Origin of the sequence: Bacillus sp. es.034 (assembly GCF_002563655.1) — a bacterium.
In the GTDB taxonomy this organism is placed as follows: domain Bacteria; phylum Bacillota; class Bacilli; order Bacillales; family Bacillaceae_B; genus Rossellomorea.
This window is the reverse complement of sequence record NZ_PDIY01000001.1, coordinates 1,460,461-1,485,514: the sequence shown is the minus strand read 5'-3', so window position 1 is coordinate 1,485,514 and position 25,054 is coordinate 1,460,461. Positions and strand designations below refer to the sequence as shown.

25 protein-coding genes are annotated in these 25,054 nt (G+C 46.9%); 1 reads left to right on the top strand and 24 read right to left on the bottom strand.

Annotated elements, in window-relative coordinates:
• From ATG71_RS07490 to ATG71_RS07440, 11 genes are all read right to left on the bottom strand, one after another.
• On the bottom strand, positions 1-3,234 hold the full coding sequence (locus ATG71_RS07490; RefSeq protein ID WP_098439079.1) for a hypothetical protein: 3,234 nt from the start codon (positions 3,232-3,234) through the stop codon (positions 1-3).
• Entirely contained in the window at positions 3,231-4,610 is a 1,380-nt protein-coding gene (locus ATG71_RS07485; RefSeq protein WP_098441750.1) for a glycosyltransferase family 2 protein, read from the bottom strand. The genes ATG71_RS07490 and ATG71_RS07485 overlap by 4 nt, the downstream gene beginning before the upstream one ends.
• 26 nt (positions 4,611-4,636) lie before the next feature.
• A complete protein-coding gene (locus tag ATG71_RS07480) occupies positions 4,637-5,680 on the bottom strand; it encodes a HEAT repeat domain-containing protein (protein WP_098439078.1) in 1,044 nt (347 codons plus the stop codon).
• Position 5,681: 1 nt separating this feature from the next.
• A complete protein-coding gene (locus ATG71_RS07475; protein ID WP_098439077.1) occupies positions 5,682-7,283 on the bottom strand; it encodes a GGDEF domain-containing response regulator in 1,602 nt (533 codons plus the stop codon).
• Positions 7,284-7,629: 346 nt separating this feature from the next.
• Positions 7,630-7,887 (bottom strand): HPr family phosphocarrier protein, encoded by a 258-nt coding sequence (locus ATG71_RS07470; protein WP_060672665.1) that lies wholly within the window; start codon positions 7,885-7,887, stop codon positions 7,630-7,632.
• Positions 7,888-7,914: 27 nt separating this feature from the next.
• Positions 7,915-8,862 carry a DNA-binding protein WhiA gene (gene whiA, locus ATG71_RS07465; RefSeq protein WP_034764240.1) on the bottom strand — a complete coding sequence of 316 codons (948 nt, stop codon included), beginning with the start codon at positions 8,860-8,862 and terminating at the stop codon, positions 7,915-7,917.
• A gap of 60 nt (positions 8,863-8,922) precedes the next feature.
• On the bottom strand, positions 8,923-9,885 hold the full coding sequence (locus ATG71_RS07460; protein WP_098439076.1) for a gluconeogenesis factor YvcK family protein: 963 nt from the start codon (positions 9,883-9,885) through the stop codon (positions 8,923-8,925).
• Positions 9,882-10,775, bottom strand: a complete 894-nt coding sequence (gene rapZ, locus ATG71_RS07455) for an RNase adapter RapZ (RefSeq protein ID WP_098439075.1) — start codon at positions 10,773-10,775, stop codon at positions 9,882-9,884. The genes ATG71_RS07460 and rapZ overlap by 4 nt, the downstream gene beginning before the upstream one ends.
• Before the next feature lie 47 nt (positions 10,776-10,822).
• Positions 10,823-11,281, bottom strand: coding sequence for an 8-oxo-dGTP diphosphatase (locus ATG71_RS07450; protein WP_034764665.1), 459 nt, complete (start codon positions 11,279-11,281; stop codon positions 10,823-10,825).
• 426 nt (positions 11,282-11,707) lie between these two features.
• A complete protein-coding gene (locus tag ATG71_RS07445; RefSeq protein ID WP_098439074.1) occupies positions 11,708-12,424 on the bottom strand; it encodes a GDSL-type esterase/lipase family protein in 717 nt (238 codons plus the stop codon).
• A 150-nt stretch (positions 12,425-12,574) separates the two neighbouring features.
• Positions 12,575-12,889, bottom strand: coding sequence for a MerR family transcriptional regulator (locus ATG71_RS07440; RefSeq protein WP_098439073.1), 315 nt, complete (start codon positions 12,887-12,889; stop codon positions 12,575-12,577).
• A 182-nt stretch (positions 12,890-13,071) separates the two neighbouring features.
• Here ATG71_RS07440 and ATG71_RS07435 point away from each other — a divergent pair, with 182 nt between their 5' ends.
• Positions 13,072-13,224, top strand: coding sequence for a Fur-regulated basic protein FbpA (locus tag ATG71_RS07435; RefSeq protein ID WP_082386330.1), 153 nt, complete (start codon positions 13,072-13,074; stop codon positions 13,222-13,224).
• 52 nt (positions 13,225-13,276) lie between these two features.
• Here ATG71_RS07435 and trxB read toward each other — a convergent pair whose 3' ends face one another.
• From trxB to ATG71_RS07370, 13 genes are all read right to left on the bottom strand, one after another.
• Positions 13,277-14,224, bottom strand: coding sequence for a thioredoxin-disulfide reductase (gene trxB, locus ATG71_RS07430; protein WP_034764251.1), 948 nt, complete (start codon positions 14,222-14,224; stop codon positions 13,277-13,279).
• Positions 14,225-14,376: 152 nt separating this feature from the next.
• Positions 14,377-15,888 (bottom strand): tetratricopeptide repeat protein, encoded by a 1,512-nt coding sequence (locus tag ATG71_RS07425; RefSeq protein ID WP_098439072.1) that lies wholly within the window; start codon positions 15,886-15,888, stop codon positions 14,377-14,379.
• A 125-nt stretch (positions 15,889-16,013) separates the two neighbouring features.
• Positions 16,014-16,643, bottom strand: a complete 630-nt coding sequence (gene hisIE / locus ATG71_RS07420; protein WP_098439071.1) for a bifunctional phosphoribosyl-AMP cyclohydrolase/phosphoribosyl-ATP diphosphatase HisIE — start codon at positions 16,641-16,643, stop codon at positions 16,014-16,016.
• On the bottom strand, positions 16,640-17,398 hold the full coding sequence (hisF, locus tag ATG71_RS07415) for an imidazole glycerol phosphate synthase subunit HisF (protein WP_098439070.1): 759 nt from the start codon (positions 17,396-17,398) through the stop codon (positions 16,640-16,642). Before hisF ends, hisIE begins: the two co-directional genes overlap by 4 nt.
• Positions 17,392-18,126, bottom strand: a complete 735-nt coding sequence (hisA, locus tag ATG71_RS07410; RefSeq protein WP_098439069.1) for a 1-(5-phosphoribosyl)-5-[(5-phosphoribosylamino)methylideneamino]imidazole-4-carboxamide isomerase — start codon at positions 18,124-18,126, stop codon at positions 17,392-17,394. Before hisA ends, hisF begins: the two co-directional genes overlap by 7 nt.
• Entirely contained in the window at positions 18,123-18,758 is a 636-nt protein-coding gene (hisH, locus tag ATG71_RS07405) for an imidazole glycerol phosphate synthase subunit HisH (RefSeq protein ID WP_098439068.1), read from the bottom strand. The genes hisA and hisH overlap by 4 nt, the downstream gene beginning before the upstream one ends.
• 3 nt (positions 18,759-18,761) lie before the next feature.
• On the bottom strand, positions 18,762-19,346 hold the full coding sequence (hisB, locus tag ATG71_RS07400) for an imidazoleglycerol-phosphate dehydratase HisB (RefSeq protein WP_179886634.1): 585 nt from the start codon (positions 19,344-19,346) through the stop codon (positions 18,762-18,764).
• Between the two features lie 59 nt (positions 19,347-19,405).
• A complete protein-coding gene (gene hisD, locus ATG71_RS07395) occupies positions 19,406-20,680 on the bottom strand; it encodes a histidinol dehydrogenase (RefSeq protein ID WP_098439066.1) in 1,275 nt (424 codons plus the stop codon).
• 184 nt (positions 20,681-20,864) lie between these two features.
• A complete protein-coding gene (gene hisG, locus ATG71_RS07390; RefSeq protein ID WP_098439065.1) occupies positions 20,865-21,488 on the bottom strand; it encodes an ATP phosphoribosyltransferase in 624 nt (207 codons plus the stop codon).
• A complete protein-coding gene (locus ATG71_RS07385; protein WP_098439064.1) occupies positions 21,485-22,672 on the bottom strand; it encodes an ATP phosphoribosyltransferase regulatory subunit in 1,188 nt (395 codons plus the stop codon). The genes hisG and ATG71_RS07385 overlap by 4 nt, the downstream gene beginning before the upstream one ends.
• A gap of 256 nt (positions 22,673-22,928) precedes the next feature.
• A complete protein-coding gene (locus tag ATG71_RS07380; RefSeq protein WP_060672556.1) occupies positions 22,929-23,468 on the bottom strand; it encodes an acyltransferase in 540 nt (179 codons plus the stop codon).
• On the bottom strand, positions 23,465-24,115 hold the full coding sequence (gene ppaX, locus ATG71_RS07375) for a pyrophosphatase PpaX (RefSeq protein ID WP_098439063.1): 651 nt from the start codon (positions 24,113-24,115) through the stop codon (positions 23,465-23,467). The genes ATG71_RS07380 and ppaX overlap by 4 nt, the downstream gene beginning before the upstream one ends.
• Positions 24,087-25,052, bottom strand: coding sequence for a nucleoside recognition domain-containing protein (locus ATG71_RS07370; RefSeq protein WP_098439062.1), 966 nt, complete (start codon positions 25,050-25,052; stop codon positions 24,087-24,089). The genes ppaX and ATG71_RS07370 overlap by 29 nt, the downstream gene beginning before the upstream one ends.
• Between the last annotated feature and the right edge of the window lie 2 nt (positions 25,053-25,054).

The following is a 25,054-nucleotide window of genomic DNA, read 5'->3' as shown; positions in this document are numbered from 1 at the left end:
TTATTCCCCTCTTTCTCGGAAAGCTTCTTTCATTTCATAGTAAGACTGCTTCAATCTCTCATGGGTGGCAGGCAGATCCCATGTATCCCAGGAGTATGGATAGAACTGAGCAGGATTGATGTACCCGTCTTCATTCTGTGAAGGATATGAAAATACCTTTTCTCCATTGGTTTCATATAAACCGATCTTGATCGAGTCAAGGGTGGTTGAACTTTGCAGACCTTTTCCTGACCAGATATCCCCCATTGCCTCCTTCAGGCTCGGATCCTTTACATTCAGCAGCTGCCAGGGGATACGGATTTCATATCGCCCTTCAGAGGCGTCGACACTGATATCCGCCAATGAGTCATACGCTTCATCCTCGGGGTTCGATGTTCCGAATTGGAGAACGCCGGTTTCATAGGATTGGAACGGGATTTTATTCCCCTCTACGTCCAGAGATTTATTTAACGTCAACCGGATTGGATGATATACCCCGTTGTTTTTCACGTTGGCATATGGCTCTTCTTTTATCATGTCAAGAACATGCCCATATTGATAGTGATGGGTGTCATAATAACTGTCGATCCACAAACGCGCTTTCTTCGTTCCCTTTATGTGAAGAGCAAAGTCCACCCCTTTTGTGGAAACACCCCTTACATCCGGAAGCGTGGATTGACCCTGATTCCCTACCGTATCGAATAAAAGGTACGTGTCTTTCCTCTCTGAAATACGGTCCGAATCAACTCGGACATACACAAAATGTTCATCACTCGTCACATACATGCTGTGTTTATCCTCATTAAAAGCAGGTTCGATCCCTTTTAAGGCCCAATCCTCGGGTCTTCCGTCCACATGAATCATGGATGTCCCGCTTACTCCCGGATCGAAGCTCACCATTCCGAACTGCTGCTCATTCGTCTGGGTATTTTGCCAGAAGGGCCTTCTATCCGGATTGTCATAGTCCATCGTGTTCCATGTTCGCTTGAACCACTCATCCTGCCAGGCGAAGACCATCCCACCGGCCATTTTCTCTTCCACGATATCTTCGAATAACTTGCGGTCTAATTCACCCTGTTCTTTTTCGGAATGATTTCCCTGATCCATGCCGTAGACGTTTTTATGGGTGAGGCCACGTGATCCCGGGACTCCGAATTCGGCTACCACTAATGGCATGGAATGCGCCTTCTTCATGTCATGTAAATAGCCGGCGTAATTATTCTTTTCACCGCGATGATCGATGTAATTCACATACGGTTGTTCGTAATTCAGGAAGTCAGGGTAATACGGGTAGATATGATAGGAAGCGAATAAACCGGTTTTCAGTTTGTCGGTTCCCTTCATGACGTTCGGGTCGACCGATACCATGTCTTCCTTCTCCAGGGGTTCACTCGGATGATCCAACAGATCGGTGGTGACCCAGTTCGTGAAGCTGACCGGTCTTTGCCACTGATATGTTTCGGTTTCATACTTGATCCCTTCATTCATTCTCTCGGTCAGCCAGATTTCAAACGGCCGCGCCTTTTCCGTTTCAATGTATTCACCCTTGAAGTCCGGAAGTCCTTTATGTTTTTCATTTGTCGCAAGGACCACTTCGGGATCCCACTCGACCCCGAAGATCCACCCAAGAACATAAGGGGATATATCGTAGGTATAAGACCCCGAGGCATGGCCTTTTCGTTCAGGAATTTCAGCTTTCCCGTGAACGAGATCGATAGTCTTTTTAATTTCTGACGCAAATTCGTCTGTGTTTTCTTTTGCAAAGGCATCCCCGGATCTCAAGAAAATTTCTTCATTGACCCACACGCCATGGAATAAATACAACGGCTTATCTGCCATTTGATTGTATTCGTAAAAGGCTTCATAAAACTCTGGGGGATGGATGGTGTAAATCCGGAGCGCGTTGGCATTCATGGCTCCGATCTGCTTGAACCATCTCAAGTATTCCTCTTTTGAAATGGCGGTTTCACCGGGAAAGGAACCCGGTCTTGCGATTCCCATATTCACCCCTTTTATGAGGAGGTCTTCCCACTTCCCGTCCTTCTTCACTTGAATGTAGTCACGGCCGGTCTTCCCTGCAAGCTGCACACCATTTTCTTTCGTGACTTCGACGGTTTCCTTTTTCTTATCGTCTCCACCCTTCTGGATATCCTTAAGGATCGCCTTCATCATCGGATTAAAAGCCTTCCAGTAAAATTGGGAGGAGTCATCCGGTTTGGATGACCCCGTCCACTTTCTCCAAGAAGAAAATCCGACGGTTTGATACAAATCGGGCACATCCGCCTGATCTGCATAATCCCCACTGAAATAGTATGTCTCGAATTGACGGTTCTGTCCGTGCACGACAGCCGGGAACGCAACAGGAAGATTCAATGCTTTCAACATGTCCTTTCCGCTCTTTGACAGTGACAGCGTATAGTTGGCCATGACTTCATCCGGGTTGATCGCTTCCACGATATCAAACCAGTAAGAATAAGGGGTGTTGATTTCTTCACCGATTAACTCTTCACCACGAGGAGTAGTGGAAAAAACCACTCCCTCCTCCCCGATGTCTTCCTTATCCAACACGACCAGTCGATCATTTTCGTCCACCAATACATAACCAGGACCTTTGAAGTTATAGGTTTCCCCATACTGCTTCTCGTAGTTGTCCCTTACCCACCCTGGGACTTCACTATTTTCCAGCTCAGGGAAATACCTTCCGATCCAGCCTGACCATTCCAGGTTAAAAAGGGAGTAGAACTTCTTCCGCGTTGATTCTTCTGTAGGCTGCGCCATGGAATTGAACTCGGCGATCAATGTTTTTCCATCCTTCATCGCCATGTCGTTCAGCACGTCCATATCCTGATCGGTCAGGCCACCGTAAAGCTTGGAGGAACGCTTTCCTGAGACATTCTTGTTATGGAACTCTTCTTCATACACCCCATATGTATCGGCTATATAGACCGCATCATACTTCTCGGTGGATGAGGGAATATTTTTCACAGCAAAGGTTTGATCCTTTTCCGGAACAAACCCAATATAATCTTTCGTCAGATCATATCGTTTCCCGTTTGATTGAACATATTTCTGTTGATTTAACAGCCACATAAGACCTTTATGTTCACGATAAGTAGTATCCGGCACTGTTTTATCAATGATCAGTACATCCAATTTCTGTTCCTTTTTCAGTTGCCACAGCCAAAAAGGGGCTGACACCAAAAGGACGATGCTTACGATGAACAAGAGAAACGAATAGGATTTCAGCTTAGTCATTTCGATACTCCTTTTCTCGCCATTTCTCCCCAGCCCCTCTTCTTACGAATCACGTCCAAGATCCCTTCACACCGCCAGAAGACGGTCAACGGACGGTACCATAACGTCTCGGTCAATGAATAGACGAAAAGTCTTCCGATATCGGCTGCTTTCGGGAACTTCCGGACGGACCATTCCTCCAGGAGGACCGCAGCCATGGATAACACCGATCCATATAGGATGGACAACAAGAATAATAGAATGGCGAATTCCAGATAAACCCCGCCAAGGAAAATGGAGAGAACCATGATGATGTACCCCATCAATTCAACGACCGGGCCGAGAAATTCAATGATTAAAAAATATGGCATGGAAATCATGCCGATTGATCCGTACTTTGGATTAAACAGGAGCCGTCGGTGGATCCAAAGGCTTTCAAACAATCCCCGATGCCATCTGCTCCGTTGACGACGTAAATATTTCAAGGACTCCGGTGCTTCTGTCCAGCTCACCGGATCCGGCACATAGACGATTTTCTTATCGGCTTTTTGTTCTTTCACATAATGGTGGAGCCTGACAACGAGCTCCATATCCTCCCCAACGGTATGGGAATACCCACCCGCATCGACGACCCAGCGTTTCGAGAATACCCCGAAGGCACCCGATACGATCAGGAGAAGATTATGACGGCTCAAGCCGATCCTTCCCATAAGGAACGCCCTTAAGTACTCGATCACCTGCATGATGACAAGGGGTGACCGGGACAACCCGACCTTTACGATTTCCCCGCTTTCGATTTCGCATCCATTTGCGATACGGATACTCCCTCCGGAGGCGATGACCTCCCCATCGGATTCGACGATCGGTTTCATCACTTTCAGGAAAGCGGTCCGTTCGAGAACCGAGTCCCCATCGATGGAGCAGAAATAAGGGAAGTTCGATACATTGATACCGGCATTCAAGGCATCTGCCTTGCCTCCGTTTTCCTTATCGATCACCAATAAATTTTTATACAGCTTCGACTGATACACACCCTTCACCGGCTGTGTTTTCAGCTGCTGGCGGATCACCCACTTGATTTTCACCAACTGAAAGGTTTCTACGAGTTTCTCCATGGAATCATCCGTTGAGCCATCGTTAACGATGATGATTTCATATTCCGGGTATTCAATACTCAATAATGACCTTACCGTCGCCATGATCCCGACCGATTCATTGTAAGCCGGGACCAGTATGGAAACCGGCTTTGTTTGATGGAGGTGTAAAAGCTCTTCATACGGCTCCCACTCGTCGAGTCCATAGGTTTTCCTTAATTGAAAAAGGGAGATCACGAGGAGAATCGTATAAAACGAGACGACGAGAATCATATAAAGGAGAACAAACCACCCAATAGTCATGAGGATGTTCCCCCAATCTATCGTATTCAAGAAACCCTCCCCCTTTCCAGCCACTGTTCTGCCATATCCCTCGCATATCCATCTTCTGCATGGGCTGCTATTTCCCTTAACAATGCTTCTCCATTTTCCAAACGCAACAGGGATTGAGCTGCCTGGGAGCGAACATAAAAGGACGGGTCGCTCATAAGGGCCTGTAAATGGGGGCTAAGCTCCATGGAACGGATGTATTCACATGCTTTAATGGCCATCAGCCGCTCCTGCCATGATTCTGCCCGTAAATGAACGGAAAGGGTCGGGATATCAAGATAGAACTCCATCCCCACCACTGCCTTTAAAGCACGGACCCTGAGTTCAGGGGCACCCGTGTCCAGTAAACGTTTAAGGAACGAAACATGTTCCATTCGATTTTTCACCCCAACCGAATCGATGAGGGCAAACTTCATGACTTCAGGCAGTTCCTCAAAGGCAGAGACCAACGGCCGGAACTGATCTTCCCTGAACGAATGAAACAGGAGACTATATTCAAACTCCGTCAACTCATGCTTCGTCTCCGTCAGCTTTTCGACCAGGTCCTTCTCATCAAACAGCACGGCGATTTTTAGCAGCTGCATCTCTTCCGCTTTGCTGACCTTTTTTGAACCTTGTAGTTTTTTTAACGGCTCTACCATGCTCTTCATCTTAAATTCCTGTATCCAGTAAAGGGCATTCATCCGGATACTCCATCTTCTGTGTCCAAGCTGAGACAGGATGAACGGTTGAAAGTGTCCTTCTGCAAACCCTTGTAATCGTTGCTGTATGTCTTCCGAGGCAAACATTTTCGAAAAGCCTGCAAGTAACTCGACAAGCGCCCTTGTCTGGAGGGGAGAACGAACCCTTAACTCCTCCGCCTCCCTCTCTTCTTGCAGGAAGTGGAAGAGTGCCAACTGATATTCCTCTTTCAATTGATCAATCTGCTTGCGACTCTTATTATCGTTCACTTTCTTGATCATCAAATACAGACAAAGTCCCGATAGCAGCACCATCAGACTGACCAGCACAACAGTAAAATAAAAAAGCTCACGGGAGTACAATTTACCTCATCCTTTTTAGCATTTGACCTAAACGGGCCTCGAGCTCCAGTAGTTTAAATGGTTTCGTCATATAATCATCGGCACCGAGCTGAAGGGATCTGGAAATGTCCCTTTCACTCTTCCGGGATGTAAGCATGAGCACTTTGTAGCGGTCCGAATCACTTCTTGAGCGAATCTGCTCCAGTACTTCCAGGCCGTCCATCTTCGGCATCACCCCATCCAAAATCACGAGACAGGGATTTCCCTCATGCCAATCCGAGCCTATAAAAGCAGCCCCGTCTTTAAATGTGTGAATATCATACTGAATATGCTGCTCTCCTGGCAGTTTCGACACGATATCCTTCATCACCGTCCGAATGATCGGGTCATCATCGACAATGGCAATCTTCATGATTTTGTGAGGAGTATGCTCCCTTGCCTTCCCGTCCATCCTTACGAGGTTCCTGCCGTTGCTTTTCGCCTCATAAAGGGCATTATCCGCAAGCTTCAGCCATGTATCAAATGGCTTCGTCGGATCAGCGATTTCTGCCACACCTGCCGAAAAGGTACAAGAGAAGGCGGGGTTTGCCTGAAACTCCATTTGACTGAATCTCTTACGTATATCATCGACAAATGTGCACGCTTCATTTATAGGCGTATGTGGGAAGATGATGACAAACTCTTCCCCTCCAAAGCGAAAAACCGTGTCCTGGATCCTCGTTTCGGACATTAGATGTGAGGCAAATTCCTTCAGCACCCGATCCCCCATCAGGTGTCCGTACTGGTCGTTCACCCCTTTGAAATGGTCCAGATCAAGGACGGCCACACAATAGGAATCACCCCTGCGAGCCCAGTCGCTTTGTACCTGCGCATACGCCTGACCCAAGTATTTACGGTTATAAACCATTGTCAATTCATCGATCAGTACCAGCTCTTCCATTTGCTTCTTCCGTTCCATCTGCCTTTTCACCCGCACGATGAACTCATCGATGTCAAAGGGCTTGGCTATGAAATCATCCGCCCCCATCTCATAGCTCTTCATCCGTACTTCCTTACTGTTTTCCACACTCACCATGACCGTTGGAATGAATTGCTGCTTCAACTTCTTCTTAAAAAAGTCCAGGACTTCGAATCCACTCGTCCCATCCATATGAATATCGATGATCGCACAGTCCGGCCTCACATCATAGTACGACATAATGGCCTTCTCAGGATTGGCGATAGGAACGACATACCAGCCGATCGTTTCCAATTCCTCCTTCATATACATAAGGAAGGACGTATCATCATCGATGAGTAACACAACAGGTTCTTCCCCATCCCTGCTTTGCTTGCCGGGGAATACTTCGATCGATTCTTCCTCATGGTGATAACAGTACTGGATAATATCAAACAGTTCTTCCTTCACTTCTGAAACCGACCACGTCCGCGTGTCTTTTTCATTATGCTGATCCATCAATTCACGGGCACGTTCCCCGATTGTATGTAAACCAAGAACCGAGGCCGACCCCGCCATGGAGTGGATGAAGCGGTACACTTCTTCGTGGGGGATGGTGGCCATAGTCTCCCATTCTTCTAATTTTTTTCGAATATTATTAAAGAAATGATTTGTGTATTTTTCCATAAGGCATCGTCTTCCTTCGTCGTGAACTTCTTTTGCAAATCACAGGGATTTTTCCGGTACATTTTTGTGTAATGTATTTATTCAAACTCATTCTATTATACTCTCGTACTTTCTGGTTTAATAGGTGAGGAATGGAAATAGTATGTGTCTTTTTGTCCATTCTTGTGAGTAACCTAAAAAGTTCAATGTAACAAAAAAAGGAGGACACTTCCATTATGGATGTGAAATAAATGGAAAAAAGATTCGAAAGAATGAGATGATATCCTTTCAATTGGAAGCGAAAAAAGCCCATTAAAAAAAGCCGGTGACCACTCCCAGGTCACCGGCTTTTTCTGAAGTTGCACACTTACGCTTCTTTTTGAACGAATCCTTCAAGGGCTACCAGCGCTTCTTCTTCGTCGCTTCCGTCCGCTACCAATGTGATGGCAGAGCCGGTGGAGATCGCTAAACTCATCAAGCCCATGATGCTTTTGGCATTGACCTTCTTCCCGTCCTTCTCTAAGAAGATTTCAGATGAGAAGCGGTTTGCCTCCTGTACGAATAGTGCTGCCGGTCTCGCTTGCAGACCTGTCTTCAATTTCACTTCTACTTGTTTTTCCACCATATTCATTTCTCTCCCCTTTGTCCTTAATTAGGTATTGAGCTTTTCTCCCGCTCGTAACTTGTCTGCCAGCTGATCGATTTTCCGTAAGCGGTGATTGATTCCCGATTTACTGATCGTGCCGCCTGACACCATTTCCCCCAGTTCTTTCAACGTAACATCCTGATAGTTCACTCGAAGCTCTGCTATCTCCCTTAGTTTATCGGGTAAAACCTGTAATCCTACATGCCTTTCGATAAACTTGATGTTTTCTACCTGTCTCAAGGCTGCACCGATGGTTTTATTCAAGTTAGCCGTCTCGCAATTCACCAGACGATTAACGGAATTCCTCATATCACGGACGATCCGTACATCCTCAAATCGGAGGAGGGCGTTGTGTGCCCCTATGATATTCAGGAACTCCGTGATCTTCTCCGCTTCCTTCAAATACGTAATGAAGCCTTTTTTCCGTTCAAGGGTCTTACTGTTCAAGCCAAAGGAATTCATCAGCTCGGACAACGCCTCGTTGTGTTCAGAATAAAGAGAAAAGATTTCTAAATGATACGATGATGTTTCCGGATTGTTGACCGAACCGCCGGCAAGGAACGCCCCCCTTAGGTACGAGCGCCTGCAGCATTTCTTCTTGATCAGGTCTTCCGCTATATTATGGATAAAGGTGAAATGTTCACCCAGTATTTTCAAGTCCTCAAGGATCATCTTTGTATCTTCTTTGATTCGTACAATGTACACATTGTTTTTCTTCAGCCGCATTTTCTTCCGTACCAGAAGCTCTACCGGGGTGTCGTACCCTTTTTTGATCAGTGTATAGATTCTTCTGGCAATGGCGGCGTTTTCGGTTTGAATATTGACGACGAGCATTTGATTCGAGAAGGACAATGAACCATTCATCCGAATCAATGCGGAAAGTTCTGCACTTGCACAGCAGTCTTTCACTTCTATATTAGTCAGTTCTTTTTTTGTTTCAGACGCAAACGACATCCCCATCACCTCCTAGCAAACGCTTGCACAACCTTATACGCAGGAAATTTTCGTTGTATATCAGTTGCTTGAATCTTTCAAATAAGAATAAATAATATCCGCGACCTTCTCTGTGTTATGACGAACGAGATGATTGTCATAGGAGAGGATCTCTTCTGCGATCACTTCCAAGCCCATGGATTTTAATTTATCCACATCGAAATGAACGGGGCTCGCCTGCTCTTCATTATATCTTTCCTGTACCTCTTTTGGCACCTGTTTCTTGTTTACCAGGATATAATCAATGCTCGGGGTTTCAAGATGATCGTATAACGCCTTCACGTGGTCGCTTGCTGAATAATCCAGGGTCTCCCCTGCCTGGGTCATGATATTGCAAATATACATCTTCTTGGCTTCAGCCTGACAGACGGCTTCGCCAATTCCGGGAACAAGGAGATTCGGTAAGATACTAGTATATAGGCTTCCCGGTCCCATCACAATTAAATCGGCTTCCTTGATGGCCCGCAACGTTTCACCTAATGCCTTGATGCTGTCCGGCTTCAGAAAGACACGTTTGATCTTCTTGCCGGCTTTCGGAATGGCGGATTCCCCCGTCACGATCGTCCCATCCTCCATTTCAGCCTTCAGGATGACACTCTGATTCGCTGATGGAAGGACCTTTCCCTTCACATTCAATACCCTGCTCATTTCCTGGATCGCATGGACAAAGTCCCCTGTAATGGAAGCAAGGGCTGCGATGATCAAGTTCCCGAGGGCATGACCGGAAAGTTCATTCGTCGTTTCAAATCGATGCTGAAACATTTGTTCAACCAGTGGCTCTACTTCTGAGAGGGCAGCGAGGACATTCCGTATATCCCCCGGTGGAGGTATGTCCAGGCTGTCCCGCAAACGACCGGAACTGCCGCCGTCATCTGCAACGGTGACGATGGCCGATATATCTATCGGGTGTCGCTTCAATCCCCTGAGGAGGACCGACAGGCCGGTCCCTCCCCCGATCACAACGACCTTGGGTGTATGTGTCATGTTGTTAGACCCTTTCTCTTCTGGATATCTCGATGAGAAATTTTTGTTTGGTAGTCTTTTTCAAAATGATGTCCAAGATACTCTGCCAGCGCAACCGAACGATGTTGTCCGCCTGTACATCCAATGGCCACAACAAGCTGACTCTTTCCTTCACGCTTGTATTGGGGAAGCATGAACGAGAGTAAATCGGTTACCTTTTCGATGAATTTATTCGTTTCATTCCATTTCAACACATAGGTTGAAACCTCTTCATCCAACCCCGTTTTCGGTCTCATATGATCGATATAATGGGGGTTTGGGAGGAAGCGCACATCAAACACCAGATCGGCATCGATAGGAATACCGTGTTTAAAACCGAAGGATACGACGTTCACCGTGAAAATCGTTTTCTTGTTCACCGAGAATTCCGTTAAAATCTTTTCCCTAAGTTCCCTTGGCTTCATGGTGGAAGTGGTATAGATCAGTTGGGAACGCCCCTTCAATTCCTCGAGGAGCTCCCTTTCCTGTCGGATCCCTTCAAGAGGCAGGCCGAATGGCGCCAATGGATGTGAACGGCGCGTTTCCTTGTACCGTCTGACCAGGGATGAATCATCTGCATCCAGATAGAGGATCTGAGGCGATACCCATGACGTTTCCGCCAGTTCATCCAATGCTTTAAATAGATGATCGAAGAATTCCCTTCCCCTGAGGTCCATGACAAGGGCGACCTTATTCATTTTATTACCGGACTCTTTCATCAGTTCCAAAAATTTTGGAAGAAGAGTGGGCGGCAGATTGTCCACACAGAAGAATCCTAAATCCTCAAAGCTTTGAATGGCAACGGTTTTGCCAGCTCCGGACATACCCGTTATGATGACCAATTGAACATCGTTTGCAGAACCTGTACTCATGCTCTTCCCCCGCTTTAATCGTAATATTCTATATAAAAGTTCGTTGTTTAACTTGGATCCAGTCGATAAGATAATAACTTAAAATCAGGCGTATAGGTGAATGTTCCATAAATCGTATTCTTTCCGTGCAATAGATAGTCCAGAATATGATAATCCCCTTCAGCCATCGGTAAATTCTTGATGTCTTCAATCGGATGCCATTTAATCTTGCCTTCTGCTGATTCCTGAAGATTGACTCCATCCGCCTCTGTTGCAAAGAAGGAGAACATCATCCACTCCGAAACGATTTGATCACCGTCTTTAATAATGAACGTAAAGACGCCTTTTAAATCAGGATTCTTTAAATAGATACCCGTTTCCTCGCGATACTCCCGGATGACGGCATCCCTGATCGATTCACCGGACTCCATCTTCCCGCCCGGGGCGACCCACCAGTTCCTTCTGGGCTTTTGGAGAAGGAGCACCTTGTCTCCATCCAGATATAAACAATTTGTGACACGTTGCACTTCCTTCACCTCAATCTTGATGATTCGGGACACATGGATCGGTCCCGATTACAGTCAACTTCATTCCTTACATTATACTATGATTGCAGACAAGCTACAATGTCCCCGCCTGCCGTAAAACGTGTCGATTATCATCGAAAGATACGGGGACAGGTTTAGACATGTTGAGGTGTCTGCAAATGATTAGTACAGGTATACCCCACACACTATAACAGAAAAAAAAGCAAAAAAAATAGACACAGGCGATTCCTGTGTCATCTACGGGATTTATTACTTAAAAGGGGGTCAATTTCTTATTATCTATACTACCCGAAAATTGTTTCACTAGTGTTACAACAGATTTAAAACGGTATTACGGAATTGTTAATGTTTAAGAGGCGGTTTTACAAATCTCCTCGAATTCCCGCGAATCCTGTAAAACTAAGGTTAAAAGTTATAATTCTTCATGATTTGATCTGCCATTAGTTCGTATCCTTTTCCATTAGGATGAAGAGAATCATGGAAATAGTTTTCCTTGGACTTTCCTTTGAATAATGGATTGGTGGATACAAATTTCACATTTTCATGCTTTTCTGCTTCCTTCTTCATGGACTTATTCCAATCATCCACATATGCTTCGATTTTATCACTGTCTTTGTCCGGGTACGGATTATACAATCCCAACACGATGATATCCGCTTTTTTGCTCGCTGTCCCGGTAATATTCAGGATTTTATCCAGATTGTCGAGATAGTCCTTTTTCGCCTCCATGATCTCATCGTGGTGTAAAGGGAACAAGTCTCCACCATTATTCTTGATTAAATCATTGGTTCCTATATTGATGATATATACATCCGCTTCACTTAAATCCTCGGCTACCTCGGGCTTTACGATTTGTGCGAGTAACTGATCCGACTGCTGCCCCGGTATCCCTAAGTTTTGGAAGTTATACGACTTCTTCGTATGTTCTTTGTTTACTTTCTCTTCTAACCGCCCGATATAACCTGCTTCCTTCTTATCACCATAGCCGTAAGTGAGGGAATCCCCCAATGCAATCACCCGCTTCTTAGAAGATGACTCTGTCTCATCTGCAAAAAAACTGAAGTAGGCGATGGGAATAAGGGCAAACAGTAGGACAACCCCTGCGATTTTTAACATTTTCATTCATGATCCGACCTTCCGAAATAAACTGAGATGACTTTCATAATAGTCGTTATTCCCTGTTGGAGGGGTTGTAATCCTGTTTATTTTTGGAAGATCGGTCGGAGGGATTCACACAGACAGCTCTCCAAACAACCAGAGGTCCATCCCTCATCAATTCTTCTGCACCCCAAACTGTGCATTCAGCTGGCCTTTGATCATTTTTTTCTTGGCTTCTTTTCTTTCCTTTATGGTGAGTTCATGTTTGATTTCTTTTGTCGTGACCCCTTCTTCACGCTGGTCGGCAATATCCATCAATCGTTCCACATCGGAAAAGGAGTATTTGCGATATCCCCTGTTGGAGCGTTGTGGAAAGATCAGATTCTTCTCTTCGTAATAACGGATCTTCCTCTCGGTCAACCCGGTCAATTCGCTCACAACTCCGATGGAAATCACTTTCTTATCTTTATAGGAAGGTTCATTATCCACGGCTGCCTCATCCTCCTAAACAGGGAATATGTTGATTATACATGTCCTGCCAGGGGATTTGGACTATTATGTTAGGAAACCTTACAAAGAATTCTAAATTGGTAGAAAACTTAACAAACTAAAAGACTTTCCCGAATGAACTCCGTACACTAACCTTAAGAATCCAAAAGGAGTGAACACGCATGCCATTTTTACGTGAAGCCGTTGAACGGCAGAGACAGCAGTTTATCCGTCGGTTGGTAGAAGCTGGTGTTTACAAGCCATGTGATGAAGGATTAAAGAAGTTGACCCTGTCGGAGTTGGTGTATGTGTTTAACAAGCATAAGAAAAATTGACCCATGAAAAAAGCCTTACGAGAGGGATCCCCTTCCGTAAGGCTTCGTTACATTAACCGTTTTTGACTTTTTCCTTAAGCTCTTCGATATAGTGCTGAGCCGTTTGCGCGGCGATGCTGCCGTCGCCTGTTGCTGTTACGATTTGGCGAAGTTGTTTTTCACGGACATCGCCGGCTGCAAAGATACCAGGTACCTTTGTTTCCATTTGTTCGTTTGTTTCGATGTATCCTTCAGAGTTGATGATACCGAGGTTCGCGAATGGCTTCGTCAATGGAAGCATTCCGATATAGATGAAGACACCATCTGCCTGGAAGTCTGTTTCTTCTCCATTTTCAGTGGATACAAGGGTCACACTTCCGACTTTACCGTCTTTATCGTTAATCTCTTTTATGGTGTGGTTCCAGATGAAATCCACTTTCTCGTTATCAAACGCACGCTGTTGCAGGATCTTTTGAGCACGGAGCTCGTCACGGCGGTGAACGATTGTCACTTTGTTAGCGAATCTGGTCAGGTAAACCCCTTCCTCGACGGCAGAGTCCCCTCCACCTACGACAACAAGGTCTTTTCCTTTGAAGAATGCTCCGTCACATACGGCACAGTAAGATACTCCGCGTCCACCCAGTTCTTTTTCACCAGGGACACCGATTTTCTTGTATTCTGCACCCGTTGTGATGATCACGGCACGGGCCTTGAATTCTTTTGAACCGGTTTTGACGATTTTAAAATCCTCGCCGTCCACGATTTCCTTGATGTCTCCGTATGCGTATTCCGCACCGAATTTTTTTGCATGGTCGAACATTTTATTAGAAAGGTCAGGTCCAAGAATATGGTCGAAGCCAGGATAGTTTTCCACTTCTTCCGTATTCGCCATTTGTCCGCCCGGCACTCCTCTTTCAAGCATTAGCGTTGAAAGGCTTGCACGTGACGTATAAACAGCTGCAGTCATTCCTGCAGGGCCTGCACCTACAATGATTACATCATAAATTTTTTCTTCAGACATAATGACATTCTCCTTCCGAAACAGTCGTAAGCACATTCTTTATTCAATACTATGGGCAAAGGGTGGAATGGCGTCCAGAAGCCTTCAACCTATAGTATTTACTTCCTACACCTATCCTATAAAAATTAGGTTCATACCGTCCAAAAATATGCTCAGGGCAGGTAACTTTCCACGACCGCTATATATTTTGTCAGTGTGCTTGTGGATAAGTCAAACCGGTCGCAAAGCTGCTTCTTCGTCACCTTTTCATTCCTGAGGCGATTCCAGACGAATTCCGTTGCCGCTGCAAATGCTTTGGCATTCTTGAAGGTTTCCCGTTCTTTGATGCCCCGGTAGGCGATTGTGAACCACGTAAGGAACAAACCGGATTCCACGCTCGTGATCGGGTGATGGTTGCCATATAGATGAAGGGCGACCTGATGCATATTCTGGATTTCCTGATTCACCTTGATCGAGCTATTGCCGTTACTATTCAACACTTGCGCCAAATACACCTTCTCGACAATTGACAGATCCTCTATATCGCAAAAGTCTGCGTGAGTGAGGATGGCCCTTTGATTATCAGAGATGGAGGTCAGGAAAAGGCCGAATAGTTTTTCTTCCGTATACTCACTTTGAAGCTTTTTTAAAATGGATGTGACGTGATTTTCAAAGCCTTCCGCCGGTCTTTGGTCGTTCCAAGGCTCGAGCCCTTCTTTTTCAGGGTTGATATCCAGTACCTTTTTCCACGCATTACGGGCCGTGTCCTCATGACCTGTCTCATAAGCTGAATAAGACAACCAGTAATAAAAGCTTGCATCGCCTTCGAAGCCGACCTTCTGAAGGGACTTCAGCCAATCATACGCACGCTTTGAATGACCCACAAGTGCAAATGTGGCACCGAGCTTGTAACGGTGCTCATGGAGCAGGGGACGGACCTTCTCAAGACCCTGGATCAGTTGGTCAAGCTGGTCATGGCGTTTTTGGTAGAAATAAAATACCGCCGTATTGCACAATGCATGAAGATTACCCGGATTCTTCTCAAGCACCTCTTCCAGAGTGGCGGACGCTTTATCCACTTCTCCCAGATAGAAGTAGGCAAGAGCCAGATTATTATAAGCCGACCAGAATTCAGGATAGTCCCGGATGACCTCTTGTAAGGTATCCACCGCTTTCTGGAAGTGACCGGATTCGAGGAGATCCCTTGCTTTTTCCTGCTGGACGATGAGCTCATCATGCTCATACAGATCATCCACAATCAAGTCGGAATCGAGTTCCAGAAGCTCCAGCAAGTCTTCGGCATCCTCGACGAATTCACCGTATTCTTCTTTATCAAGATAGGTGGAGACCTGTTCATACGCCTCTTTAAATAAACCCATGTGGGCATAGTTGTTGGCCAAGAAATAATGGCATTCCGTCATACGCGGATCGAGATCCTCTAGTATGTTATGCAATAAATCATTGGAACGCTTGTATTCACCCAGTTCTGTATACACAATCGATAATTGACAGGCAATCATCGGTTCAATCGGTTCTAATTGAAATGCTCTATTTAAATATTTTAACGATTTCTTTAGCTCACGACGTTGATAAGCTTTCATCCCTTTGTTGTAGTAATACTCACCAGTCGGGACAAAAGACAACACTTTCGCTTCTTGACTACTTAATTTTGACCCTTTTCTCATCAAAGTCCTCCGAAACGTTCATAGTATAACTACAGTAGTATATCATACAATACACCCGTACTAAACTACCATATTTTGAGGGACGGACCTTCGCGCCAGGCGCGAAGGTCCGTCCCTCAAGGGTGTTATTTATTATGACGTTCCACGAGGATACCCAACACATCTTCGAGTGGAAGTTCTTGTTCCCTTAGTAGGACGAGTACGTGGTAGAAAAGGTCGGCGACTTCCCATTTCAACTCTTCACTGTCCCTGTTTTTTGCGGCAATGATTACTTCTGAAGCTTCTTCCCCTACTTTTTTCAGGATTTTGTCGACTCCTTCTTCAAACAGGTAGGTTGTGTAGGCTCCTTGGGGACGCTCGATTTCACGATTTTCGATCAGTTTTTCCAGAGTGAGAAGGATATTTTCTTTTGATGAACTCTCCCCACCAAAGACTTTTTCGTGGAAACAGCTGTCCTCACCCTTATGGCAGGCAGGACCTTTCTTCGAGACGAGGACCAGAAGGGCATCTTGATCGCAATCCCACGTGATATTCTCCACCGTTTGTGTATTCCCGCTCGTTTCACCCTTATGCCAAAGTTCTTGACGCGACCGGGAATAGAACCAAGTCTCCCCGGTCTCAACGGTTTTTCTAAGTGATGTTTCATTCATATAGGCTAATGTGAGTACATCCTTCGTTGCAGCATCCTGCACGATGGCGGGCACAAGGCCCTTGTCGTCATACTTCACGGATGTGATCCAATCAGTGTTTGTCATCGTACGTGCACCTCTTCTTTCCGTAAGTAGCTTTTTACTTCTTCTACACTCGTTTCTTTATAATGAAAAATGGAAGCTGCCAGGGCCGCATCGGCTTTCCCTTCAGTGAACACGTCTTTAAAGTGACCGGCATTCCCGGCACCGCCGGAAGCGATCACGGGAATCGACACCGCTTCGCTGACTGCCTTTGTAAGAGCCAGGTTAAAACCTCTCTTCTCTCCATCGCTGTCCATGCTCGTCAGTAGGATTTCCCCCGCTCCGAGGGCTTCCACTTCCTTCGCCCATTCAACGGCATCAAGGTCTTTCAGCTTCCTGCCTCCGTGGGTGTATACCTTCCACCCCTTGGTTCCTTCGTCATATTTGGCATCAATCGCCACTACGATACATTGGGATCCAAAGTAATCGGCCCCTTCCCGGACCAGCTCAGGCCGAAGCACGGCTGCTGTGTTCAGGGAGACCTTGTCCGCCCCCGCCCGGAGGATCGCTTTCATATCCTCCACCGAATTGATCCCTCCACCCACTGTAAAAGGAATCGCCAATTCGGCTGCCACATGCTGAACGACCTCGACCATGGTCTTTCGGCCTTCATGTGAAGCGGATATATCCAGGAATACCAGTTCATCTGCACCTTGCTCATCGTATACCTTGGCAAGCTCAACGGGGTCACCCGCATCCCGCAGTTCCACGAACTGGATGCCTTTTACCACCCGGCCGTCCTTTACGTCCAGGCAAGGGATGATACGTTTCGTTAACATGACCTCACCTCGTTTACAGCCTCACTGACAGTGAACTTCCCTGTGTAAAGGGATTTCCCGCAAATGGCCCCTGATACGCCACGGGATTCATATTCCTTTAACGTCCTCAGATCTTCCAGTGAGCTAATGCCTCCAGACGCAATCACTGATTTCCCCGTTTGTTCGGCAAGATCCACAACTGCTTCAACATTGGGACCAGATAGCATTCCGTCTGTGGCAATATCGGTAAAAATGAATGTTTCCGCACCGGCTTCAGCGAGTTCCTTTCCAAGATCGACTGCTTTAAGAGCAGAGGTTTCCAGCCAGCCATGGGTCGCCACATAGCCATCCTTCGCATCAAGTCCGATAGCGATCTTATCTCCATATTCCCGAAGCCATTCTTTCACTAATTCCGTGTTGGAAACAGCAATGCTGCCAATGATGACACGGTCGACACCCCTGTTCAAATAGTGTTCGATATCGTCTTTGGAGCGGATGCCTCCTCCGATTTGAACCTTGGCATCGAGTTTTTCTGTAACGGCAATCACGAATTCATCATTGATCCGAGAGCCTTCCTTTGCTCCGTCAAGATCCACCATATGGATCCACTCTGCGCCTTCACCCGCGAATTTCTTCGCCATATCGAACGGGGAGTCTCCGTACACCGTTTCCTGATTATAATCCCCCTGCACCAATCGTACGCATTTCCCGCCTCGCATATCGATGGCTGGATAAATCGTAAAACTCATGAGACCCTCTCCTTCACCCGTTTTGTAAAGTTTTCTAACAGCTGCATGCCAAGCTCACCGCTTTTTTCAGGGTGGAACTGCATGCCGTAAATATTGTCACGACTAACGACGGCCGGAATCTCCACTCCCGCGTAATCTGCGCTTGCCACAATCACGTCTTTGGATCCTTCGTGCACATAATAGGAATGCACAAAGTAAACATAGCCTTCCGTTAACCCTTCTAAAAGGGTGGAGTTTTTCTGGTAACGTAGAAGGTTCCAGCCCATATGAGGGACTTTAAAGGCATTCCCTTCACTATCTTCTTTCGGAATGCGGAGCACTTCCCCAGGCAGCAGAGCCAATCCCTTCGTCATTCCATTTTCCTTACTTTCCTCAAATAGGAGCTGCATGCCTAAACAAATGCCAAGGAGCGACTTACCGCTTTCCGCAAACGTCAGGATCGTCTCTTTCAGATGGGTGGTTTTAAGGAGACTCATAGCATCCTTAAAGGCCCCGACCCCGGGCAAAATCAACCCATCAGCACTCAATAACTCTTCTTGTACATCACTTATAAAGTAAGGGACGTTCAATCGTTCCAGTGCTTTACTGACACTGAACAGATTTCCCATTCCATAATCCACAATTCCAATCATGAATCATAACATCCCCTTCGTTGATGGTACCCCTTTTACACGGGGATCGATTGTGGTCGCTTCATCCAGGGCGCGTCCCAGTGCTTTGAAGATCGCTTCAATGATATGGTGGGTATTGTGACCGTAATGCACGATGACATGAAGGTTCATCCTTGCTTCAAGGGCGAGCTTCCAAAGGAATTCATGAACAAGCTCCGTATCGAATGTCCCCACTTTCTGACTGGGAAGTTCTGCACGGAATTCAAGGTGAGGGCGGTTACTCAGGTCCACCACGACTTGAGCCAGGGCTTCATCCATCGGGACCATGGCCGATCCATAACGCTTGATGCCTTTCTTATCTCCCAGTGATTCAAGCAATGCCTGGCCGAGGCAGATCCCGATATCCTCTGTCGTATGGTGATCGTCGACCTCCGTGTCCCCGTTTGCCTCAATCGTACAATCAAATTGTCCATGCTTCGTGAATAGATCCATCATATGACTCATGAACGGGACCCCTGTCTCGATCTTCGAATTCCCTTCCCCATCGATTCCAAAACTCAACCGGATATCTGTCTCATTCGTCTTACGCACAATCTCTGCACTTCTCACCATGATGTCCTCCTTTTTTGGAGGGACAAGCCTCACCTTTGTAGGCTTGTCCCTCTTCCCTATTTTTCTTTATCGAATCGAATCTCCACTGCCCTCGCATGGGCTTCAAGGCCCTCTAAGCGGGCAAGTTTCGCGATTTTTTCGTAGTTTTTCTTCAGTGCCGTTTCGCTATAGGAGATGACACTTGTCTTCTTCATAAATTCATCCACATTCAACGGACTTGAGAAACGGGCTGTCCCGTTCGTCGGCAGAACATGATTCGGTCCTGCAAAATAATCACCGACAGGCTCAGAGCTGTATCGCCCGAGGAAGATCGCCCCGGCGTGGCGAATTTTCGCCATCGTTTCAAAAGGCTTATCCGTCAAGATTTCCAGATGCTCAGCCGCGAGCTCATTGACGAGGCTGATCCCTTCTTCTATATCTCCCGTCACATAAATGGCACCGTAATCGAGGATGGATTGACGGGCGATCTCTTCACGCGGCAGAGTGGCCAGTTGACGCTCAACCTCAGCGGATACTTCTTCCGCAAGTGCCGATGAAGGGGTCACGAGGACTGCTGAAGCAAGGGCATCATGCTCCGCCTGGGAAAGAAGGTCTGCCGCGATTTCATCAGCACGCTGATTTCCGTCGGCCAGGATCACGATTTCACTCGGTCCTGCAATCATATCAATATCCACATCACCGAACACTTCCCGTTTTGCCAGGGCGACGTAAATGTTTCCCGGCCCCGTGATCTTATCCACAGGTGTGATCGATTCCGTCCCGTATGCCAGCGCAGCAACGGCTTGAGCACCACCGACTTTAAAGATTTCCTCTACTCCTGCTACCTTTGCGGCCACGAGAACCCCTGGAGATAACGTCCCGTCCTTGCCTGGAGGTGAAACCATGGTAATTCTTTTTACCCCTGCTACCTTTGCCGGCAGTACATTCATCAATACGGACGAAGGATAGGCTGCCGTCCCACCCGGAACGTACACACCGACCGAATCGAGGGGTGTGAGCTTTTGACCTAACATCGTTCCGTCTTCATCTGTACTGAACCATGATGACCTCTTTTGCTCTGCATGAAAGGCACGAATATTATCCGCCGCTTCTTCGATGATGGAGACCATTTCCGGATCGAGAGAGGAAAATGCTTCTTCTATTTCTTTCTCGGAAACTTTGTAGTTCTCCAAATGGACACCATCGAATGTCTCTGTATACTCACGTACGGCTTTGTCTCCATCCTTTTTCACGGAAGAAATGATCCCCTGGACAGCCCTGCGCTGCTCCTCCGTACCACTATCCACAGAACGCTTAATCGACGCCCCGCTACTATCCCTAATAATCTTCACAGAATTCACCAACCTTTAGGAGGGACGGACCTGTTATCAGGACCCGTCACCCTATGTAATTTCTATTTTAGAGGGACGGACCTCGGTTTTCACCGATCATCCGTCCCGAAAGCTTCTTAAATGACTGCCAACACTACATTCCGGACCCGACGAAGAGAGGTCCGTCCCTCTCACCCGGTCCCTCTCACTCGATGATGCGCGTCAGCCGGGTGACGAGGTCTTCGATTTTTTCGTCTTTCATCCGGTAGCTGACGGGGTTGACGATGAGGCGTGAAGTGATGCCGACGATGGTTTCATATTCGACGAGGCCGTTTTCTTTCAGGGTCCGACCCGTTGATACAATATCGACGATGCGGTCGGCAAGCCCGATCAATGGGGCGAGTTCGATGGATCCGTTCAATTTAATGATTTCCACCTGCTCCCCCTGCTCCCGGAAATAGGATGAAGCGACATTGGGATATTTCGTCGCGATCTTCGGCGCCACATCACTCATCTTCGTGTTCGGAAGTCCCGCAACCGCCAAGTAACATCCGCTGATCCGCAGGTCGAGGAGCTCATATACGTCCCTCTCTTCTTCAAGCATGACGTCCTTCCCGGCAATCCCTAAGTCAGCGACACCATGCTCCACATAGGTCGGGACATCCATTGGTTTGGCGAGGATGAAACGCAGATCCTCCTCGGGCACTTCGATGATGAGCTTTCGTGAATCATCGAATTCAGGCGGAAGATTGTAATCGGCCTTCCTTAATAGTTCCACTGCTTCTTCGAATATCCTGCCTTTAGGCATGGCAATCGTCAATGAACTCATGATGTCTCACCGCCTTTCCGGTCCTGTCCCACGACAAAGTGGACGTTGCTGAAACCCTTCGTGAACTCATCCACATCTCCTACACCCTTCCAGTTCTGCAGCACAACCTCGACCCCTTCATTTCTCAATTCACGGGCCAAGCCGATGGCTTCTTTCCTGCGCTCATCACTGAACAGTACACACTGCTGAAGGGTGGAAGATAATTCAACCTTCATGGCTTCCAGTACATAGTCAAGGCGTAACCCGAAGCCTGTTGCCCCGGAATTCTTGCCAAACTTTTCAAGTAGCTTATTGTAGCGTCCGCCGTTTCCGATGGCAAACCCGACATTCTCTCCGTACACTTCAAATAAAATGCCGGAATAATAGCTCATGTGGCTGACAAGGCTCAAGTCGAATTTCACATATTTCTCGACTTCATAATCCTTTAAAATACTCCACAGATCTTTCAGCTGTTCCAGAGCACCCAGTCCTTTTCCTCCTTCGAGGAGGCCATGTGCTTCACCGAGCACATCTTCCGATCCCCGTAATTGCAGGAATCTGAACAGCCGTTCTTTATCGATGGATGACAGGGCCAGTTCGTTGACATGCTGACGATATCCGACATAATTTTTTTCATATAAATATCTTCTTAACGTATCTGCCCGTTCTTCGGTTCCGACGATTTGAGTGAACAGTTCCTGTACGAATCCGATATGCCCGATGGAAATCTTAAAATGCTCCAAGCCTGCTTCTTTGAGGACCGACACCATAAGGGCGATCACTTCGGCATCGGCGCTGACGGAATCATCCCCGATGCATTCGATCCCCACCTGTTCGAATTCTGCCGGCCGGCCCCCTTCCCTCTGCTGGGCCCTGAAGACTGAATTGGAATAGGCAAGTCTGAGAGGCGCTTCTTCTTTTAATAGCTTCGACGCTGCAATCCGCGCGATCGGAGCTGTCATATCAGGCCTTAACACGAGTGTATGCCCCTGTTGATCCAATAGCTTGAATAATTGTTGATCGAGGATGGCCGATGCTTCCCCTACGGTCTCATAATACTCCAGACTCGGGGTTTCAATGAACCGGTAACCCCATAGCTTCATGGCCTGTTCCATTTTCTTCTTCGTCTGATCTTTGATCTCATATAAATCAGGAAATGTATCTCTCATTCCCAATGGCTTCTCGAACATAAATAACTTAGTCATAAGAACCACCTTTGGCGTATTAATTCATCTATTTTTCCCTTAAGGAGGGATTGTTACTACTTCTAGATTATTCAGATATCCTTTAGTTCGCTAATGTGCTAATAAAATAAAGTTATTTGTAGTGTAGCGTTTCTTTTTTTATTCGTCAACCGTTTTCGAGGGGTGAATTGTGTGGAGGTCGGTGGCTGGTTTTTCTGCCGTTTTCATACTAATAAAAAAGGCAAAGACAGAATCCACTCTATCTTTGCCTTTTCCCTTATTCTTCTTTATTCAACCCATAGATGCTGTCTTCCCGCCATCTTTCGGCCAACTCGTCTTTCGTATAGATGACTTTCATCGGATTCCCACCGACGAAGGCCCCTGCCGGAACGTCTTTATGTACAAGGGTACCTGCCGAGACGATGGCACCGTCACCGATCTTCACGCCCGGTAATACCGTCGTGTTGGCACCGATCATCACTTCCGATCCGATCTCCACCTCTCCCAGGCGGTACTCTTTGATCAAATACTCATGGGCAAGGATCGTTGTATTATAGCCGATGACCGTATTCCGTCCCACTGAAATCTTCTCCGGAAACATCACATCCAGCATCACCATCAGGGCGAATGACGTGTGTTCACCGATCTTCATCCTCAGAAACGTCTTATACAGCCAATTCTTCATCCCTAAAAACGGCGTGTATCGCGCGAGCTGGATGACGATGAAATTTTTGACGACCTTCCCGAATGGTACGGTTTTGTACACATGCCAGAGGGAATTTGCTCCTTCAACAGGATAGCGGGTCGTCCGTCTCATGCAGTCGGAGCTCCAACGATCGCCAGTAAGTCCTTCATGTCTTCAAGCATGAAGTCCGGTTCGTAGTGGGCAAGATGTTCTCTTCCCTTAGCACTCCAGGCAACACCTGCAGACAGGACGCCTGCATTTTTCCCGGCTAAAATGTCGTGGTGATTGTCTCCGATCATGATGGCTTCAGAAGGGGAAGATCCCAATAGCACCAGTGCTTTTTCGATCGGTTCTGGATGGGGCTTCGCGTTCTCCACCTCATCCAGGGTGATGATGACGTCAAAGAACGGACGAAGATTCATCAGATCCAATCCTTTCAATACCACATCACGGACCTTCGTCGACACGATCGCTAATTTGTAACCATTGTCGTAAAGGGTCTTCACGGTTTCATAGACTCCCTCGAACTCTGTCACGAGGGAATCATGATGCTCGTGATTGTAGGCACGATAGTGAGCACACATTTCTTCCATCTTATCGGGATCCAATCCACCGAAGGACTCTTCAAGGGGCGGTCCCATAAAAGGATGAACGTCCTCTTCCCCGTATTGCCCCGGATAATAATGATTCAATGTATGCAAAAAGGATGAAATGATCAGATCATTCGTGTTGATCAATGTCCCATCCAAGTCAAATAGAATTGTTGTAATCCTGCTCATAATGCAGCTCCTTTTCTTTCTTAGCATCAACTTTATTCCAGATATATGCGACTGCCATGGTTAACAGGATGGCGGTCACCAACCTGATCAAAAGAAGTGGCAGTACAGGTATGCCAAGGGGGATGAAGATCACTGTATCCTCCACCACTGCGTGACATGCCACTAAAAAGAGGAAAGCGATCGTGACATCTTTCTTACTCACTCCATCTTCCTTGACCGCCTGGATCATGACACCCGCCCCGTAGGCAAGACCGATGACGAGTCCCGCCACCATTGTCGTCGACGTATTCTCATTCATCCCGAGGGCCCGTGTAGCAGGGGACATCCAGCGGGAAAATGCATCCATCCATTTCAAATCTTTCATCACCTGAATGATGATCATCAGGGGAATGACGATCAGCGCCAATTGAAGGACACCGAACCCTGCTTTCTCAAGGCCAAGTAAGACGATCTCACCCCATCCATCGGGCTCCGCCTGTTGTGGTGGCATCATGCCATACTTGGCAATATCAGATCCACCGCTCCATACGAGATTGATGATGACGGCAGACAGAAGGGCGAGTCCGATCCTCACCGTGACAATCAGCCAGATTTTCACGCCCACTTTTGACGCGACCGTCGATTCAATGAACAGATTATGTGAGAAAGACAGCATCACCGCAATGATGAAGACTTCTTTCACCGTTAAATCAAGGGACAAAATCCCTCCGATCCCTGCATATAGGTTAAGAAAATTCCCAAGGACAAGGGGAATCGCCGCATCACCAGAAAGACCGAGAAGCCTCATGAACGGCGAGATCTTCTCCATGATCCACGGCAGGACCGGTGTGTACTGCAGCAAAAAGACGATCAGCGTAATGGGAAAAATGACTTTCCCCAATGACCACGTCGTTTTCAATCCTGTGAGTCCGCCATTTTTCAAAGATGACATCCACATAG